The sequence below is a fragment of the Clostridioides mangenotii TR genome (assembly GCF_000498755.1).
GTDB lineage: Bacteria > Bacillota > Clostridia > Peptostreptococcales > Peptostreptococcaceae > Metaclostridioides > Metaclostridioides mangenotii_A.
On sequence record NZ_AXUS01000006.1, the window covers coordinates 55,493 to 72,855 of the forward strand.

17 protein-coding genes and 1 other annotated feature are annotated in these 17,363 nt (G+C 30.7%); of the genes, 13 read left to right on the forward strand and 4 right to left on the reverse strand.

Annotation, left to right across the window (positions count from 1 at the left end):
- Nucleotides 1–26 precede the first annotated feature (26 nt).
- The 13 genes from T473_RS0104520 to thiI all read left to right on the forward strand — a co-directional run bounded on the left by T473_RS0104520 (nt 27) and on the right by thiI (nt 14,619).
- Complete coding sequence (locus T473_RS0104520; RefSeq protein WP_024620834.1) at nt 27–2,744, forward strand: sensor histidine kinase; 2,718 nt, start codon at nt 27–29, stop codon at nt 2,742–2,744.
- Nucleotides 2,741–3,445, forward strand: coding sequence for a response regulator (locus tag T473_RS0104525; protein ID WP_024620835.1), 705 nt, complete (start codon nt 2,741–2,743; stop codon nt 3,443–3,445). The genes T473_RS0104520 and T473_RS0104525 overlap by 4 nt, the downstream gene beginning before the upstream one ends.
- 53 nt (nt 3,446–3,498) lie before the next feature.
- The gene (locus tag T473_RS0104530) at nt 3,499–4,272 is read left to right on the forward strand and encodes an HpcH/HpaI aldolase family protein (protein WP_024620836.1); all 774 of its coding nucleotides are present in this window, start codon (nt 3,499–3,501) and stop codon (nt 4,270–4,272) included.
- A gap of 169 nt (nt 4,273–4,441) precedes the next feature.
- Complete coding sequence (locus T473_RS0104535; RefSeq protein WP_024620837.1) at nt 4,442–5,083, forward strand: DUF5105 domain-containing protein; 642 nt, start codon at nt 4,442–4,444, stop codon at nt 5,081–5,083.
- A gap of 156 nt (nt 5,084–5,239) precedes the next feature.
- Nucleotides 5,240–5,782, forward strand: a complete 543-nt coding sequence (locus T473_RS0104540; RefSeq protein ID WP_024620838.1) for a cysteine hydrolase family protein — start codon at nt 5,240–5,242, stop codon at nt 5,780–5,782.
- A 357-nt stretch (nt 5,783–6,139) separates the two neighbouring features.
- On the forward strand, nt 6,140–6,532 hold the full coding sequence (locus T473_RS0104545) for a hypothetical protein (protein WP_024620839.1): 393 nt from the start codon (nt 6,140–6,142) through the stop codon (nt 6,530–6,532).
- Between the two features lie 184 nt (nt 6,533–6,716).
- Nucleotides 6,717–8,186: an ATP-dependent helicase gene (locus T473_RS16220; RefSeq protein WP_242825861.1), complete on the forward strand. Its 1,470-nt coding sequence runs from the start codon at nt 6,717–6,719 to the stop codon at nt 8,184–8,186.
- A 14-nt stretch (nt 8,187–8,200) separates the two neighbouring features.
- Complete coding sequence (locus tag T473_RS19025; RefSeq protein ID WP_242825862.1) at nt 8,201–8,584, forward strand: 3'-5' exonuclease; 384 nt, start codon at nt 8,201–8,203, stop codon at nt 8,582–8,584.
- Between the two features lie 80 nt (nt 8,585–8,664).
- Nucleotides 8,665–8,874, forward strand: a binding site (T-box leader).
- Between the two features lie 204 nt (nt 8,875–9,078).
- A complete protein-coding gene (locus T473_RS0104555; RefSeq protein ID WP_024620840.1) occupies nt 9,079–9,900 on the forward strand; it encodes a transporter substrate-binding domain-containing protein in 822 nt (273 codons plus the stop codon).
- Nucleotides 9,901–9,927: 27 nt separating this feature from the next.
- On the forward strand, nt 9,928–10,581 hold the full coding sequence (locus T473_RS0104560) for an amino acid ABC transporter permease (RefSeq protein WP_024620841.1): 654 nt from the start codon (nt 9,928–9,930) through the stop codon (nt 10,579–10,581).
- A 53-nt stretch (nt 10,582–10,634) separates the two neighbouring features.
- Complete coding sequence (locus T473_RS0104565) at nt 10,635–11,360, forward strand: amino acid ABC transporter ATP-binding protein (RefSeq protein ID WP_024620842.1); 726 nt, start codon at nt 10,635–10,637, stop codon at nt 11,358–11,360.
- An 818-nt stretch (nt 11,361–12,178) separates the two neighbouring features.
- On the forward strand, nt 12,179–13,327 hold the full coding sequence (locus T473_RS0104570) for a cysteine desulfurase family protein (protein ID WP_024620843.1): 1,149 nt from the start codon (nt 12,179–12,181) through the stop codon (nt 13,325–13,327).
- A gap of 119 nt (nt 13,328–13,446) precedes the next feature.
- On the forward strand, nt 13,447–14,619 hold the full coding sequence (thiI, locus tag T473_RS0104575) for a tRNA uracil 4-sulfurtransferase ThiI (protein ID WP_024620844.1): 1,173 nt from the start codon (nt 13,447–13,449) through the stop codon (nt 14,617–14,619).
- A 351-nt stretch (nt 14,620–14,970) separates the two neighbouring features.
- On the opposite strand, the gene T473_RS20080 is transcribed toward thiI, so the two are convergent.
- From T473_RS20080 to pflA, 4 genes are all read right to left on the reverse strand, one after another.
- Nucleotides 14,971–15,111 (reverse strand): YmaF family protein, encoded by a 141-nt coding sequence (locus T473_RS20080; protein ID WP_416386992.1) that lies wholly within the window; start codon nt 15,109–15,111, stop codon nt 14,971–14,973.
- A complete protein-coding gene (locus tag T473_RS19635) occupies nt 15,099–15,467 on the reverse strand; it encodes a YmaF family protein (protein WP_330369373.1) in 369 nt (122 codons plus the stop codon). The genes T473_RS20080 and T473_RS19635 overlap by 13 nt, the downstream gene beginning before the upstream one ends.
- Before the next feature lie 199 nt (nt 15,468–15,666).
- Nucleotides 15,667–16,392, reverse strand: a complete 726-nt coding sequence (locus T473_RS18015; RefSeq protein WP_024620845.1) for a YmaF family protein — start codon at nt 16,390–16,392, stop codon at nt 15,667–15,669.
- A gap of 236 nt (nt 16,393–16,628) precedes the next feature.
- Entirely contained in the window at nt 16,629–17,363 is a 735-nt protein-coding gene (gene pflA, locus T473_RS0104590; RefSeq protein ID WP_024620846.1) for a pyruvate formate-lyase-activating protein, read from the reverse strand.

The window sequence follows — 17,363 nt, forward strand, 5'->3', positions numbered from 1 at the left end:
TACTAATCAAAGGAAGTGATACTTCAGTGGAAAATTTAGATAATCGCCCTAATCCAGATGATATCTTGGAAGAAATTCTTGAGCAAGGAAATGATAAAAAATCTGGGAGGTTAAAAATATTTTTTGGATATGCAGCAGGTGTAGGTAAAACCTATGCAATGCTTGATGATGCACAAGAACAATTAAAATGCGGTATAGACGTATTAGTAGGATATGTTGAACCGCATACTAGACCTGAGACCATGCAACTTTTGCATGGTCTATCAGCTTTAGAACCAAAGAAGATTAATTATAGAAATATAGAATTAAAAGAGTTTGATTTAAATGAAGCATTAAAAAAGAAACCAGAACTTATCTTGGTAGATGAACTTGCACATACAAATGCTAAGGGAGTAAGAAATAAAAAGAGATATCAAGATATAGAAGAACTTTTAAATGCGGGAATAGACGTATATACAACTATAAACGTTCAACATATTGAAAGTTTAAATAATGTAGTTGATGATATAACCAAAATAAATGTTCAGGAGACAGTTCCTGATTATGTATTTGATCGTGCAGACAAGATTAAATTAATTGATATTGATCCTGATGAGTTACTTCACCGATTGAAGGAAGGAAAAATTTATAGGTCTGAGCGTGCTACAACTGCTATGAGCAACTTCTTTACTAGAGAAAATTTGAAATTACTCCGTGAAATTGCAATACGTAAAGTAGCCGACAGAATAAGTAACGAAAATCAAAATGAGCGAAAACTCTCAGAAAAAATGGCAAACACTAAGTTATTGGTGTGTATTGGCCCATCTCCATCTAGCGCAAAATGTATAAGGTGGACAGCAAGAGCTGCCGAGGCTTTTCACGCTCCATGGACAGCATTATATGTAGAAAATATGGGAAGTGAAAATTTAAGTATTGAACAACAAAAAACACTTAGAGCAAATATAGATTTAGCTGAAAAGTTAGGTGCAGAAATAACTAACTTAACGGGACATGATATTGCTACAGTAATCTCTGAATATGCAAAATTGTCAGGGATTACAAATATAGTTATAGGGAAGAGCCGAAATAAAAAGACTTTAAAGAGCTTGTTTGAGATTGACCTTGAAGACAAGTTAATATCTTTGTTACCTAGTATAGAAATTCATATAATACCAGGAAGCTTACCTTACAGGCCTTATAGAAATAAATCTTATGAAAAAACAAAAAATACTGAGCATGATTATAAATTTAAGCTTTCATGGCAAGATAATTTAAAGACATTTGCTTTACTAATACTTTCAACATTAATTGGGATAGTGCTAAGAAAGTTTGATATAGGTGAGCAAAATATAATTATGGTGTATATTTTATCCGTTCTAGTCATTTCAAGGATTACAACCGGTTACATATACGGAATTATTTCTTCAATACTAAGTGTTCTAATATTTAACTTTTTCTTTACAGAACCATACTTCACATTTAATGCAATAAAAGTAGGATATCCGTTAACATTTGTGATAATGCTACTAGTTGCCCTTATTACTAGTGCACTTACAGTAAGAATAAAGACACAGGCTAAGGTAGCGGTAGCGAGGGAGAGACGAACAGATATATTGTATGAAATAAATAAAAAACTTTTAACAACGAGGGGATTAGAGAATATAGTTGAACTAGTAAATGAGTATATAGTAAATATATTCGAAAGGTCTGCAGTTATATATACTATCAATAGCAATAATAAGATGATCGGGAATTTAATGAGGGAAGCTTCTGATTTAGAGTCCACCTTTATGAATGAAGAAGATGAAAGAGCAGTAGCCCATTGGGTATTTGTAAATAACAAATCAGCTGGATCAGGAACAGATACTTTGATGGGAGCAGGAGCTTTTTATATGCCGGTTACATCTCAGGGTAAAGTGCTGGCAACAATAGGAATTTCCTGTATTAATGGAGAATTAAATAACAATAATAAATTATTTTTAAAAATGATATCATCTCAGTTAGCGATGGCATTGGAGAGGCAAAATCTATCTGATGAACAAAAAGATATACTTGTAGCTTCTGAAAAAGAAAAAATGAGAAGCAACCTTCTTAGAGCTATATCTCACGATCTTAGGACACCTCTTACTGGAATACTCGGCGCAAGCTCAGCTATTTTAGAGAATGATGGTAATTTAGACCAAGAAACTCATGATAAATTAATTTCAAATATAAAAGAAGATTCACAGTGGTTAATTCGCTTGGTAGAAAACATTCTCTCAGTTACACGAATAAATGAAGGGACTATGAATGTTTCTAAGCATCCGGAAGCTGCAGAAGAAATAGTTGCAGAAGCTATAGGCAGGATAAAAAATAGATTTAGGGATCTAAATATAACCGTAAATGTTCCTGAGGAATTGTTGATTGTACCTATGGATGGAACTTTGATTGCTCAAGTACTTATGAATTTGTTAGAGAATGCTGTTATACATTCAAAAGATGATAAGGCAATTGAAGTAAATCTGAAGAAAATTGGAAAGTTTGCAATGTTTGAAGTCATAGATAATGGAAAGGGAATTTCTAAAGAGGATTTTCCTCACTTGTTTGAAAGTTATATGCCTAATGAACATAATTCATCTGATTCAACTAGAGGTATGGGCATAGGATTATCAATTTGCATGTCAATAATTAAAGCACATAATGGTAAAATAGAAGCAGAGAACAGAAAAGACGGTGGCGCTATTTTTAGATTCGCATTGCCACTTGAAGGGGGCAAATTATTATGAGTATGGATCCAGTTATTTTAATTGTAGAAGATGATGAGACTATATGCAATTTTATATCAGCTGTACTTACATCAAATAATTATAGTGTAGTTAAAACTGGGAAGGGAAGAGAAGCTCTAGAAATGAATGCTTCACGTGTTCCTGATTTAATACTTTTAGATTTAGGTCTTCCAGATATGGATGGTATAGATGTATTAAAAAATATAAGACAGTGGTCAAAAGTTCCAATAATAGTTATTTCTGCTAGAGGGCATGAAAGAGAAAAAGTAGAAGCTCTTGATTTAGAAGCAGATGATTATATTGTCAAACCTTTTGGAACATCAGAACTACTCGCTAGAATACGTACAGCTATTAGACATAGCACAAAGCAGCAAGTAGTAGGAAGTTTTGAAATTAAAGATAAAGTAAGTATTGGCGATCTCGAAATAGATTATGACAAGCGTTTAGTAACATTAGAAGATGAAAAAATACATTTAACTCCTATTGAGTATAAAATAATAGTTCTATTATTTAAAAATGCTGGAAAGGTACTTACCCATGATTTTATAATAAAAGAAATATGGGGTCCGTATACAAATGAGAGCCAAACACTCAGAGTAAATATGGCAAATATTCGCCGAAAAATAGAAACCAATCCAGGCGAACCAAAATATATTCTGACCGAGATGGGTGTAGGTTATAGGATGGTTGATGAAATATAAATTAATTTATATATTAAACAATTTATTAAATCTAATTGTGAGGAGAGATAATCATGAAAAATGCAATTCTTGAAAAGTTTAAAAAAGGCGAGAAAACTATTGGAACATTTACACTACTAAAAAGTGCAACAGCTGTAGAGGCACTTGGATACACTGATTTTGATTTTGTTGTGATAGATACAGAACATACTTCTGTGGGTGTAGAGAGTGCAGTAGAGTATATATCAGCAGCTCAAAATGCAGGTCTAACTCCGATGGTAAGAGTAAATGAAGTTTCTAGAAGTCCAATACTAAGATTACTAGATGCAGGGGCACAGGCACTTGTAGTTCCATGTATAAATACAGTTGAAGATGTTAAAGAGATTGTGCAATATGCAAAATATACGCCATTAGGATCGAGAGGATTTTGTCCAACTAGAGACGGAGGATGGGGATTTGCTGACCATGCGGCTTCTGGACTAGAAAATTATATGGAGTATTGCAATAAAAATACTCTATTAATTCCTCAATGTGAGACAATAGGTTGTTTAGAAAATATTGATGAGATAGTAAATATAGATGGAGTTGATGGTATTTTAATTGGGCCTTTTGATCTATCTATTGCAATGAATAAGCCAGCTAAATTTGATGATCCTGAAGTAAAAGGAGCCATAAAACGCATACTAAATGCCTGTAAAGCAGCTGGAAAAATAGCTTTTATATTTACAGGAAGTGTAGACGATGCAAACCAATATTTGGATGAGGGGTTTGATTGTGTAGGGGTTGGACTAGATACGGTAGTTTACATAAATGCCTACAGAGATATTGTTTCAAAACTAAAATTGTAATATCTTAACTATATATAAATAAAATAGCACATCTGTATGTATTTTACTGAAGCAGCAATACAAAATACAGATGTGATATTTATTATATAATTAAAATATATAATAAGGTAGATATTGAAATGTACTAATCTTAAAGTTAGTTGGCAATATAAGGGGAAGGGGAAATAAAATGAAATTTAAAAGAATATTATACCTAATGTTAATAATAACAGTTATGGTAGTGGTAGCAGCTTGTGGAGCTAAAAAACCAACTCCAAAAGAGGCGGCAGAAGTATTAGTAAATACAATGATATATCAAAAAGATGAGGATATAAAGAAATATGAATCTGTATTTAACAAAGATGCAACTCAATTAAAAGAAGGGGCAGAAAATTTGTTTAAAGCTGGATTTTCTACGTCTCCAGATTTAGGATTTAGCGATAAAGAGGTTACAGATTTATGGAATATGATTCTTAAACAGATGAATGATAAAGCTACATATACAGTAGAGGTAGTTAAAAACGACAAAACTAATCCAGAAATAATTATTAAGATAAAAGGAATAAGAATGACATCAATAACTACTACAAATCAATCCGAAATTAAGGAAGCAGTTCAAAAAGATCCAACAATAGCGCAAGATAAAGCAAAAAGAACTAAATTACTTATAAGTGTTATGAAAGACGCTATAAAAAATATTGAAGCAAGTGATACAGAGGTAACAATACCAGTTAAACTTGAGCCAAATAAAGATAGCAAAAATAAATGGCAAATAGTTGATGAAATCCAGACAACTAGTAAAATAGCAACTGCATTTTTACTTGGACAATAAAAATTTATAGATACAAGTCTTTTACAAAAAGTTGATCATTATATGAACATTTAATTACTTTGGACCAGAGTATTTAACTTGAATTAAGATATAATAAACTATAAAATAATATCAAATGTAATAAGTTCAATATTAAATACTATAGGAGAGATTAAGATGAAAAAAGCTTTAATAATAGTAGATTATCAATATGACTTTGTAGCAGATGATGGAGCGTTAACTGTGGGAAAATTAGCTCAAGATATTCAAGCTCATCTAAAAAATTTAGCTAGAGATTATGAAGAGGAAGATATATTTTTTACTTTTGATGATCATGATTTTGATGATTGGAAAAATAAAAAGACTCCAGAAGCAAGTGTATTCAATGAGCATTGCATAAATGGAACTAAAGGATATCAAATATATGGGGATATAAAAGGAAAAGACAATATCGAAAACCATGTAAATAAAAAAGCTTATTGTCCGAAGCAAACTTTTTTGGAGGGAATAATTAAAAAATATAATGATGTAACTGTGGTTGGAGTGGTAACTGACATATGTGTATTTCAAACTGTAATAGGATTGTACACAGTTGCAGTAAATTTAGGAGAGAAGATAAATATAAATGTAGATCCAAAAGCATGTGCTTCTTTTAACCCGAATCGAGAAAAGTGGTCTCTTGAATATATGGAGCAAGTACTTGGGGTTAATGTGAAATAAACAAATTTCAATAGTCGTCTTTAAATAGGGATGCACTGTAATACAAGGAGAAGAGAAGTGAGTTGGTCTGGTCTCCTTATATAGGATTTGATAAATGTCCACTGTACAAATATTGTTATGATGTTAAGAAATTAAACAACTGGCCAATTCTATACATCGATTCACCTCCAATTTTAGTATAAGCATACCCTACACGGTAGAGTCAAGAAAAAGTAATATATAATAGTAATTATTATAGGATAATCATAGTAATATAAAATAAATATGAGAACTCGTTTGGTCAAATAAGTAGGCTATGGATTATACTTGGTAAAGTGTGTATAATTAAGAGGTAGAATTTAAAGAAAAGGTGATGACATGAGCAAAAAAAAGTCTAAAAAAATTAGAAAAAATAAACAGAATTATAGAAACAATGTATTAAATACAAAAAAAGAAGTTAAAGAAAAGCAAGTTGATCCACTAACAATTATTATAGCTAGATCACATATAGTTGTGGCAGTTATTTTGCTTGTCTGTGCAGCACTTACATTTACTGATATTATACCATTTAGTATAATTGCTACTGTAATGCTTCTTTCCTTGGTATTTCAACAATTACTTGTTGGTTATGGTTCATACAAGCAGAAAAATTACTACAAATTAGTTTATTCAATTGCTATGGTTGTACTAATAGTTATCGGATACTTAATTGTTATAGGGAAGATAGATATAAGCTCCATAGGCGATCTACTAAATATGTCTAAAAAGTAAAAGTAAGTTTTAGGAGATAAAAATATACTTATATGTGAAAATCAGAAGTATATTTAGGAAATAAAAAATTTATATACAAATAGTTAAAAAATAATAGTATATCTGTGATTTATGATTATGGATATCTTTTATGTGCATAATTACATAATAGAGTAGCTATAAATTAGGATGGTGAATGCTATAGATGGGAAGTTCTTTGTTAAACGAGCTCAATAATGAGCAAAAACTAGCTGCAAAACATGTTAATGGTCCCTGTCTAGTTGTAGCAGGCCCAGGATCAGGTAAGACTAGAGTTATTTCACATAGAATAGTAAATTTAGTAATAAACGAAAATATATCTCCAAAGAAGATTTTAGCAATAAGTTTCACAAAAGCATCTTCTACAGAAATGAAAAATAGAACTATATTGCTTAGCGACGATCACAGGATGGGTAGAGTCAACTTTGGGACTTTCCATTCTGTATTTTTTAGGATACTTAGATATTTTGAAGGGTATGATTTAAAGAGTTTGATCGATGATAAAACTAAAGTAACTGCTATTAAAGGAATAATGAAGAGTTTAAATGTTGAAGATGCTGATGACAATGATGTTATTGGAGAAGTGATCAATGAAATTTCATATGTTAAAAATGAATTGATGGACCCTAGGAGTTTTAATTCAAATATTGTTGAGAAAGGCGATTTTGCAACCTTATATAATATGTACGAAAACTTGAAACATGAGATAAATAAGATTGACTTTGATGATATGCTTATAAAAACATATGAGCTTTTAAATAGGGAGAAAAATGCACTTAATGTAGTTAGAAATAAGTACAAATACATTCTTGTAGATGAGTTTCAGGATATTAATAAGGTGCAATTTGAAGTACTTAAACTTATAAGTACTCCAGAAAATAATATATTTGTAGTTGGAGATGAAGACCAGAGTATTTACGGTTTTAGAGGGGCAAGACCCGATTTTTTAGTTAAATTTGAAGAGTATTTTGGAAAAAGTCAAAAGGTAGTACTAGATTCGAATTACAGATCTTACAGTGAGATTTTAAACACTTCAAATAGACTTATAGAAAAAAATAAAAATAGATATAAAAAGGTAATAAAATCAGAGATTGGTTCAGGAGGAAGTGTAAAGTACATTACTGCAAAAGATTCTGATGATGAGGCAAATAAAATTATCGATGAAATTGTCATACAAGTCGAAAATAGAAAAGCTGACTACAGCGATTTTGCTATAATTTACAGAAATAATATTCAGTCAAGAGCCTTTGTTGACATACTTATAGACAGGAGAATAAACTTCTCTGTAAAGGATATCCCTATGACGATTTACGATCACTGGGCTTGTAGAGATTTAATTTCTTATCTTAAAATAGGGATCGAAAAAGGTAGCAATAATGATTGGATAAAAATAATAAATAAGCCTTTTAGATATATTTCTAGAGATAGTATCAATATGGTTAAGGATGCAGAGGATTTCCTATTTGCACTTCTAAATAAATGTGAACTGCATAAAAAACAGATAGAAACATTGGAAGATTTGGATATAGATATGAATTACATAAAGGGATTAAGTCCAGAGTACGCAATCTCTTACATTCGTGAAACATTAGATTACGACAGATATATTCTTGACTACTGTACTAGTAAAAAATAAAAGTAAAAGATATTATGAATATACTTATTGATTTTGGAGATTCTGCCAAAAAGTACAAGACAATTGAAGAGTTTTTAAGACATATTGAAGAAGTTAAATCTGAAATATCAAAAAAGGGTAAAGATGATGGAAGTGGTATTATGCTTACAACTATGCACAGTTCTAAAGGGCTTGAATTTAAGCATGTTTACGTAGTTGGAGTCGATGAGAATACTATTCCATACAAGACTGAGAAAGAAAAAGATCCTACTGAGTTAGAAAAGCATATTGAAGAAGAGAGAAGACTGCTATATGTTGGTATTACTAGAGCTAAAGAGAGTGTGTGTATAAGTTATCCTACACTTAAGCACAACAAAAAGGTTCGGGAGTCGGTGTTTATTGTAGAAAGTAAGAACTAAAAACTAAATAAAAATATTTTTTAAAAACTTATTGACAAAGATAGATTAATTGAGTATAATCGTATTAATAATTTTAATAAATAAATTCTATGATAAAGAAAGTAACTAATATGGATTTTCAGCGAGTTGGGGTATTGGTGTGAGCCCAGTAATGAAGTGTTATGTGAATAGAGCTTTGGAGAAGATTATCAGAAAATTAGTATGATAATAGGTAGCCCGCCTTAAGGGTTTGAGAGGATAAGTAATTACTTATCAAGAAGAGTGGTAACGCGGATATTTTCGTCTCTTAGTCGTTTGACTAAGGGACTTTTTTAATACAAAAATTTAGTATCCAAGTCGAGTGGCTGAACATTTTCTTGAATTAACTATTACTTGTCAATAAGAGTGGTAACGCGGTAAATTCGTCTCTTAGTCGTATGGCTAAGGGACTTTTTTGTATTTGAAATAAAAAATAATTTAGAAATAAAAATAAAAAAATGAGAGGGGAAGTAAATATGAAGGGATTAAAGAAATTATTGAGTTTGGGGTTAGTATTGGCATTGGCAGTAGGTGTCGTTGGATGTTCATCAAAAAGTAATGCTACTAAATTAGATCAAATAAAGGAGAATGGAAAGTTAATAGTTGGATTAAATCCAGATTATCCACCATTTGAGTTTCCAAAAGTTGAAAATGGAAAAGACGAGGTTGCTGGATTTGATGTAGAGCTAGCAAATAAAATATCAAAAGAAATTGGTGTAGAAGTAGAAATAAAAAAGATGGGCTTTGATGGACTTATAGGAGCATTAAATGCAAATAAGATAGATATTATACTATCAGGTATGTCGCCAACGGATGAAAGAAAGAAGAGTGTTGATTTCTCAGAATTATACTATGTTACTAAAAACGCAGTTATAGTTAGAGAAGGTGACGAAGGAAAAGTAAAAACTGAAGATGATTTAAAGAAACTTAATGTTGGTGTTCAAAAAGGAACAATACAAGAAGAGTATGTAAGAGATACTTTGAAAATGGAAAGTATGAAGTCTTTAACTAATGTACCTGATTTAGTATTAGACCTTAAAAATGGAAAAATAGATGCAATTGTTGTAAATGAAACTGTTGGAATGATAAATACTAAGCAGTACGATGGTATCAAGTTAGCCACTTCAGGATTAGGTGATAATGTAGAAGAAGGAATGGCAGCAGCAATTAAAAAAGATGATAACAATAAAGAGTATTTAGAGTTAATAAATAAAGTAATAAAAGATTTAAAAGATAGCGGTGATATAGATAAAATGTTAGAAGATGCTACTAATTTAGCAGCAAAAGGCGGAAATTAATTTAATGAATAAGTAGGAGATGTAATTATGGATTTTAGTTTTTTAGGTAAGTATTACCCGATGTTTATCGACGGGACAATTACGACAATAACAATATCATTTGTAGCATTATTCTTTGGTGTGATCATAGGTTTGATAGTATGTCTCGCTAAAATATCAAAAAATAAATTGTTTAATATTTTAGCTTCAATATACATTGAAGTTATAAGGGGAACACCGATAATGGTTCAAATTTCTATAGTATACTTTGGTCTGCCTCAAATAGGAATAGATTTCCCGAGTGAATTTGCCGCAGCTGCATTTACTCTTTCTGTGAATTCAGGTGCATATGTAGCAGAAATACTTAGATCAGGGATTCAAGCAGTTGACAAAGGACAGACGGAAGCAAGTAGATCTCTTGGTCTTAGTTACTGGAGCACTATGAGATATGTAATAGTTCCTCAAGCTGTAAAAAATGTATTGCCAGCTTTAGCCAATGAGTTTATATCTCTTGTTAAAGAGTCATCAATAATTTCTATAATAGGAGTTGTAGAGTTGATGTTCGTAGCAGGAATGGTTAGAAATTCATCGTTTATAGCATTAGAACCATTCTTAGTTGCAGCGGCTATCTACTTTGTCTTAACATTTACATTGTCAAGACTTGTTGGACTTTTAGAAAAGAAAATGTCTGTGTCTAATTAGTATCTAATCTAATTAGCTACAAAGAATAAAGTTATGTAAGGGAAAGTGATAATATGATTAGTATAAAAAATTTAGATAAAAATTTTGGCAATTTAAAAGTATTAAAAAATATTGATCTAAAAATAGCTAAAGGTGAAATAGTTGTTATAATTGGTCCAAGTGGTTCTGGTAAAAGTACACTTTTAAGATGTATGAATTTATTGGAAGTTCCAACAGGCGGACAGATAGTATTTGAAGGCCAAAATATATTAGATAAAAAGGCAGATATAGATAAAACAAGACAAAGAATAGGGATGGTTTTCCAAAACTTTAACCTGTTTCCACATAAATCTATTATAGATAATATAAAACTAGCGCCTGTAAAGTTAAAAAAGATGTCTAACAAAGAAGCTACTGATAAAGCTGAGTATTTGCTGACAAGAGTAGGTTTAATCGATAAAAAGGATGCCTATCCATCGCAGCTATCAGGAGGGCAAAAGCAGAGAATAGCTATAGCTAGAGCTTTAGCTATGGAGCCCGATATGATGTTATTTGATGAGCCTACTTCAGCGCTTGACCCAGAGATGGTTGGAGAAGTTCTAGACGTTATAAAAGAGCTTGCAGAAGAAGGAATGACTATGGCAATAGTAACTCATGAGATGGGATTTGCTAAAGAAGTAGCAGATAGAGTGATATTTATCGATGAAGGAAAAATACTAGAAGATGGAAGTCCAGAGGATGTATTTAACAATCCTAAAAATGAAAGAACAAAAGATTTTTTAAGAAAAGTGATTTCTTAATATGAGTTAAAATGAATCGAAATTAGATATAGTAAATAAGCTATCCTTGAGTATTGGGATAGCTTATTTATTTATGGAGATTATATAATTATAAAAAAATTACAAGTATATTTATAATTAATGCAAATATTTCGACAAAATTAGATGAATAAATATAAATAAATATAGAAATAAAGCTAAAGAAGTGATATAAAATCTACTAGTTATTGGTAAGGATATAGGAAAAAATTGGTATAAACTAACCGAATAGAACGCATATATTTGTTAGTATTAAGATTATTAATTTTGTGAAAATGTTCGATTTTCTATTTTATATTTCTGTCATATACATAACAAAGATAAAAAAATATGTTTATAAAAACGAAAAAGAGCTTGGGGTAAGCTCTTTTTTCAGCGTTAGATTAATTCCCGTAATTAATCTTATTATAATAAATATAAAATATATCTTTATAAAAAGGGGATTGGGAATAGATATATTAACTAACTAGGGTTACCAGGGGGATAACCTTCTTATATTATAATAAAAAAGGACAAAAAATGCAATGATATTAGCGATTTATTATTAAAAAATTATTTTTCTCTTCAAACGTAGATATTGCAAAGGTATGCTAATTTTTGTGAACAAAATATCTTTTAATAATCGATAGTGTAAAAGCAAATTAAAAATGATATAATAAAAAGATATGATTTATTGTAATTTGAACGAATTTATAAGAAAATCATGTTAGAATTGTTCGCATTTTATTATACTTCTGAATTTTAAATTAATTTCGTGAATTTAATATAAAGATAAAATATTTAAAGTAGGTGAAATAGATATGGAAATATATTTAGATAACAGTTCGACAACTAAACCTTATCCGCAAGTTGTAGACAAAATGGTGCAATCTTTGACAGAAGATTATGCAAATCCATCAGCAGCTCATAGAAAAGGAGTAGATGTAGAAAAAGAAATAAAAGTGATTAGACAACATATAGCCAGAGCTGTTGGAGCAAATGATAAAGAGATTTACTTCACATCTGGAGGAACAGAAAGCAATAATACCGTAATTAGAGGTGTAGCTAATTTAAATAAAAAGAGAAAGAATCATATAATTTCTACTAATATAGAGCATCCATCAGTTTTAAATACATTAAAAGATTTAGAAGAAGATGGATTTGAAGTAACTTATTTAGAAGTAGATAAAAATGGTGTAATAGATTTTGAGGAGTTTAAACATGCTATAAAGCCAACTACATGTCTAGTAACTATAATGCATGTAAATAATGAGATAGGAAGTATACAACCAGTTAAAGAGATAGGAAAGTATCTTAAGTCTCTCGATGAAAAAATTTACTTCCATGTAGATGCTATTCAGTCTTTTGGAAAGATTGATTTTAGACCTTCAAAGTACAATATAGATTTTATGAGTGTGAGTGGACATAAGTTTCATGGACCAAAGGGCATTGGATTTATGTACGTAAAATCAAATAGCAGAATTAAGCCAATGTTGTTTGGAGGTGGACAAGAGTCTGGAGTCAGATCAGGAACAGAAAATGTTCCAGGAATATACGGGATCGGAGAGGCAGTAAAAGTTTTATTTGATGATCTGAACGCTAATATTAAAAAGATAAACTCTCTAAAAGAACTCCTAAAAACAGAGTTACTTAAAAAAATAGACAATATAAAAGTAAACTCACCAGAAGATGGAGTGTGTCACGTGCTAAATATATCCTTTATTGGAGCAAAAGGTGAGGTATTGCTTCACTATTTAGAGCAAAAAGGTGTTTATGTATCGACAGGATCTGCTTGTTCCGCAAAAAAGAAAGGCAGCCATGTTCTAAATGCAATAGGGCTTAATCCAAAAGAAGTAGAGGGTACAATAAGATTTAGTTTGTCTGATATGAATACAGAGGAAGAGATACTTGAGGCTGCTAAAATAATCAAAGAGTCAGTTGATGATTTAAGAAATATAATAAAAAGATAGTTAGTTTTATATAAAGTAGAAGAACGTATATAAAGAAGTATATAAAGAAAATAGATGAAGAAAAAAATATTAATGACAAAAATATAATGTAAAAGTTAGTAAATGGATGGGAGTTAAAAATGTACAATATTTTAATAGTTAAATACGGTGAAATAGGTGTAAAAGGAAAGAATAGATACGTCTTTGAAAATAAACTTATAAAAAATATAAAGAATATGCTAAAGCCAATAGGTAAATTTAGAGTATACAAAGAATACGGAAGAATCTATGTAGATTTAGAAGACTACGATTACGAAGAAATAATAGAAGAAGTTAGAAAAGTTTTTGGTATAGTCGGAGTTTGCCCAGCAATAAGAGCTGAAAAAGACTACGATAAGTTGAAAGAAATAGCTCTAACTATGTTAGAAGAGAAAATAGATGAGGGATATAAATCGTTTAAAGTAGACTCCAGAAGAGGCGATAAGAGCTTTAAACTTACATCTCAAGAGATGAGTATAGATATAGGTGGATACTTACTAGCAAAGGTGGATGGAAGAATCAAAGTAGATATTAGAAATCCAGAAGTTAAAATTTCTTGTGAGTACAGAGAAAACCACACAATGGTTTACAGTGATACTATAGCTGGATACGGAGGATTACCTCTTGGAACTAATGGCAAGGCTATGTCGCTTTTATCTGGAGGTATAGACAGCCCAGTTGCAACTTGGATGGTAGCAAAGAGAGGTGTGGATGTTGAGGCAGTTCATTTCCACAGTTATCCATTTACAAATGAAAGATCTCAGGAAAAAGTAAGAGATTTAACAAAAATATTAGCAAAGTACTGTGGAAGAGTTAGACTTCACAAAGTAAATATACTAGAGATACAAAAGGCAATAGCCACTCACTGTAATGATTCTGATACAACTATTTTATCTAGAAGGTTTATGATGAGAATTGCACAGGAGCTTGCAGAGAAGAGATACTGTGATGCTCTTATTACAGGAGAAAGTATAGGACAAGTTGCATCACAGACTATACACGGCCTTACATGTACTAATGCTGTTGTAGATATACCAATTTTCAGACCACTTATCGCGATGGATAAGTCGGATATAGTTAAGGTGGCTGAGGAAATTGGAACTTTTGAAACTTCTGTAATCCCAGAAGAAGATTGCTGTAGTTTGTTTGCTCCTAAAAAGCCTACTACTAAGCCCAAACTTGATAGAATTGAAGCTGAAGAGAGCAAGCTTGATGTTGAGAAGTTGATCCAAGACGCGATTGATAATATAGAGGTTGAGGATATTGAATTTTAATTTTTTATGTAGATTTGAGCATGTATCTAGAGATAGGTATGTGCTTTTTTGTGTATAATTAAAACTATTTGTATAAAACGGGGGATTTTATGTTTGTATAGTTGGAGTCATAACATATCCTTTTGAGCTGTTTGTATTGTAAATATAGTTGTAATTTAATATTTTTGTAAAAAGATGAATATGATTAGTTAAGATCTGCCTGATTTTTTAGGGTAGCTTTTCTACATTAAAGAGAGGTTATATTAAAATGGTCAATGAAGTAGCTATTTTGATGCTTTGACTATTAATATTAATTAAAAAAGCTGGCACAAAAATTATATTAAATAATCTCTACACCAACTCTTTGAAAATTTAGTCTCCTATAGGATCATCTATTAAAGTAGCAAATTGGAACTCGTGTTGATGACCATCATTGATAGTAGTATCTCCACTAACAAAGTGGACATGTCTGCCATTTCCAACGGGAATAGCAGGACCTGTTACATCGCACATTTTGTGGAAATGTTCTTCATAAAAATCTGTATTGTTTTGAAGCTTATGAAAATGGCTTCCATCTGATGAAAAATTGCCTCTCCAGTCACACATGCAAAACGATGATTATGTGGATCTTCCTGCGCTTCTGCTATTTTCACGCTTCCTTTATACTCATGAGTATGAGTTTGATCATTGGAACAATTCCAATTGGATTGGTTGTATTCCATATATTTATCAGAGTTATATCTATTATAGTCACCGTAGTCGCTATAATTTGAATATTCGTCTGTTTCATTGTTGTTATAAGAGCATTCTCTATCATTATTTCTTTTCGAATTGTGGTTTACATTATTATATTTACCGTAAAAACTCATAAAATTTTAACCTCCTCTCTATATAACTATATGTAAATTTATGAAAATTTGTGTGTAAATATAACTTATTATAGATTATTTTGTCGCATTGACGTAAAGTTATTACATATTGATGAGTCATACTAAATATACTTAATATATATTATAAAACTAATCAAAGGCTACCTTATCCAAATAAATAAGGTAGCCTTTATATAATCTATTCACTTATATGATCGCCTACCAAAGTTGAGAATTGATATTCATGTTTATGATCTTTATAAACATTTGTAAAACCTTCAACTAAGTGTATATGTTTACCGTTGCCAACTGGAATAGAAGGTCCAGTCACATCATTAATGTAATGGTAATGATCATTAAAATTATCTGTTTTATTTTTAATCTCATGATAATGGCTACCATCAGATGAATATTTTGATTCGCTTGTAGTTCCTGCCAGATGATGTCTGTGTAATTCGCCTTCAGTACCATAAGCTTTAACACTTATGTCATATTCATGAGTATGAACTTGCTCATCTATATTTGAGTTTCTGATAGTTTCATCTTCTTCAGAATTTATATTCTCAGTAATAGTTTCATCAAAGCTGTTTTCTTCATCATAAATATTAGAATCAATATATTCTTCATGATCTCTGTACTCATCTATATAGATCTCACGACTGTAATAATTAGATTCATATTGGTCGTCATCATCGTAATCGAAGTATTTATATAAGTCTATTTGTTCGATAGGGCTAATTTCGTTATCTTCCATAAGAACGTAACTTAATTGATGTTTACCAGAATAATATTTATTATCTAAATAGGTAAGATCATTTTTATTTTTTGTTTCTTTATAAGCGTACTTAGGTTCATCTTTTACAATACTTTTGTAGTACTTATCTTCATTAAACATCCTATAATACTTTCTATTGTAATAAATCATTAATTCATTCTCCTTTCTATATAAATATATGTCTAAAAATAGAGAATTGTGATTAAATATAAGTTTTTATAATAATAAATATCATAAAAGGTAGAAAAATAAAAAAGCAATTTAGAAATGAGTAATCTAACTCAATTATCTAAATTGCTTTTAGTGTTTTTATTATGTCTAATTTTAATTTAAATCAAAGATTTTAAAGTAAATTATCAATTTTATTACAATCTTACGAATAATTCTTAAGCGTTGTAAACTTGAACGCCAAACTTAGAAACTATTTTACTAGCTTTTTTAACATCTTCTATAGTAGCATCAGGGATACCTTTCAGCTCGTAATCTATACCTAAGTTTTCCCACTTATGGATTCCCATGGTGTGGTAGGGAAGTAGTTCAACCCTCTCGACATTAGACAGTGACGAAACAAATTTCCCAAGAGCTTCTAAGTTTTCAATAGTGTCGGTAATTCCTGGAACAAGTACTTGTTTTATCCAAACAGGAATTCCGCGTTTATCTAGATGTTTTGCTAGAGCAATAGCTTTATTTATACTAACGCCAGTAAGATCTTTTGATCCATCGTCGATCATATGCTTTAGATCTAGTAAGACAAGATCAGTATTGTCTAAAATAGGATTAATAACATCTATATCTACAAAACCAGAAGTATCAAGACAAGTGTGGATAGAATTCTCTTTAGCTTTCTTAAATAACTCATTTAAAAACTCTGGTTGTAAAGTTGGTTCTCCTCCAGAAGCGGTAATTCCGCCCCCAGAGAATTTTCTGTATGAAGAGTATTTAAGTGCATCAGTAATTATTTCATCAGCTGTATATTCTTTGCCGAGGCTTGGATTCCATGTATCTCTATTGTGGCAGTACTTACATCTCAATGGGCAACCTTGAAAAAATATTATATATCTGATTCCTGGTCCGTCAACTGTACCAAATGTTTCTATAGAGTGAATTCTTCCTGTTGTCAT

What these genes read in the sequence shown, in the direction of transcription:
- T473_RS0104555 (WP_024620840.1), top strand. Translation starts at nt 9,079, where the DNA reads ATGAAGGGATTAAAGAAATTATTGAGTTTGGGGTTAGTATTGGCATTG.
- thiI (WP_024620844.1), top strand. Translation starts at nt 13,447, where the DNA reads ATGTACAATATTTTAATAGTTAAATACGGTGAAATAGGTGTAAAAGGA.
- T473_RS16220 (WP_242825861.1), top strand. Translation starts at nt 6,717, where the DNA reads ATGGGAAGTTCTTTGTTAAACGAGCTCAATAATGAGCAAAAACTAGCT.
- T473_RS19635 (WP_330369373.1), bottom strand. Translation starts at nt 15,467, where the DNA reads ATGAGTTTTTACGGTAAATATAATAATGTAAACCACAATTCGAAAAGA.
- T473_RS0104570 (WP_024620843.1), top strand. Translation starts at nt 12,179, where the DNA reads ATGGAAATATATTTAGATAACAGTTCGACAACTAAACCTTATCCGCAA.
- T473_RS0104545 (WP_024620839.1), top strand. Translation starts at nt 6,140, where the DNA reads ATGAGCAAAAAAAAGTCTAAAAAAATTAGAAAAAATAAACAGAATTAT.
- T473_RS0104560 (WP_024620841.1), top strand. Translation starts at nt 9,928, where the DNA reads ATGGATTTTAGTTTTTTAGGTAAGTATTACCCGATGTTTATCGACGGG.
- T473_RS0104530 (WP_024620836.1), top strand. Translation starts at nt 3,499, where the DNA reads ATGAAAAATGCAATTCTTGAAAAGTTTAAAAAAGGCGAGAAAACTATT.
- T473_RS20080 (WP_416386992.1), bottom strand. Translation starts at nt 15,111, where the DNA reads ATGTGCGATGTAACAGGTCCTGCTATTCCCGTTGGAAATGGCAGACAT.
- T473_RS18015 (WP_024620845.1), bottom strand. Translation starts at nt 16,392, where the DNA reads ATGATTTATTACAATAGAAAGTATTATAGGATGTTTAATGAAGATAAG.
- T473_RS0104525 (WP_024620835.1), top strand. Translation starts at nt 2,741, where the DNA reads ATGAGTATGGATCCAGTTATTTTAATTGTAGAAGATGATGAGACTATA.
- T473_RS0104540 (WP_024620838.1), top strand. Translation starts at nt 5,240, where the DNA reads ATGAAAAAAGCTTTAATAATAGTAGATTATCAATATGACTTTGTAGCA.
- T473_RS0104565 (WP_024620842.1), top strand. Translation starts at nt 10,635, where the DNA reads ATGATTAGTATAAAAAATTTAGATAAAAATTTTGGCAATTTAAAAGTA.
- T473_RS19025 (WP_242825862.1), top strand. Translation starts at nt 8,201, where the DNA reads ATGAATATACTTATTGATTTTGGAGATTCTGCCAAAAAGTACAAGACA.
- T473_RS0104535 (WP_024620837.1), top strand. Translation starts at nt 4,442, where the DNA reads ATGAAATTTAAAAGAATATTATACCTAATGTTAATAATAACAGTTATG.
- pflA (WP_024620846.1), bottom strand. Translation starts at nt 17,363, where the DNA reads ATGACAACAGGAAGAATTCACTCTATAGAAACATTTGGTACAGTTGAC.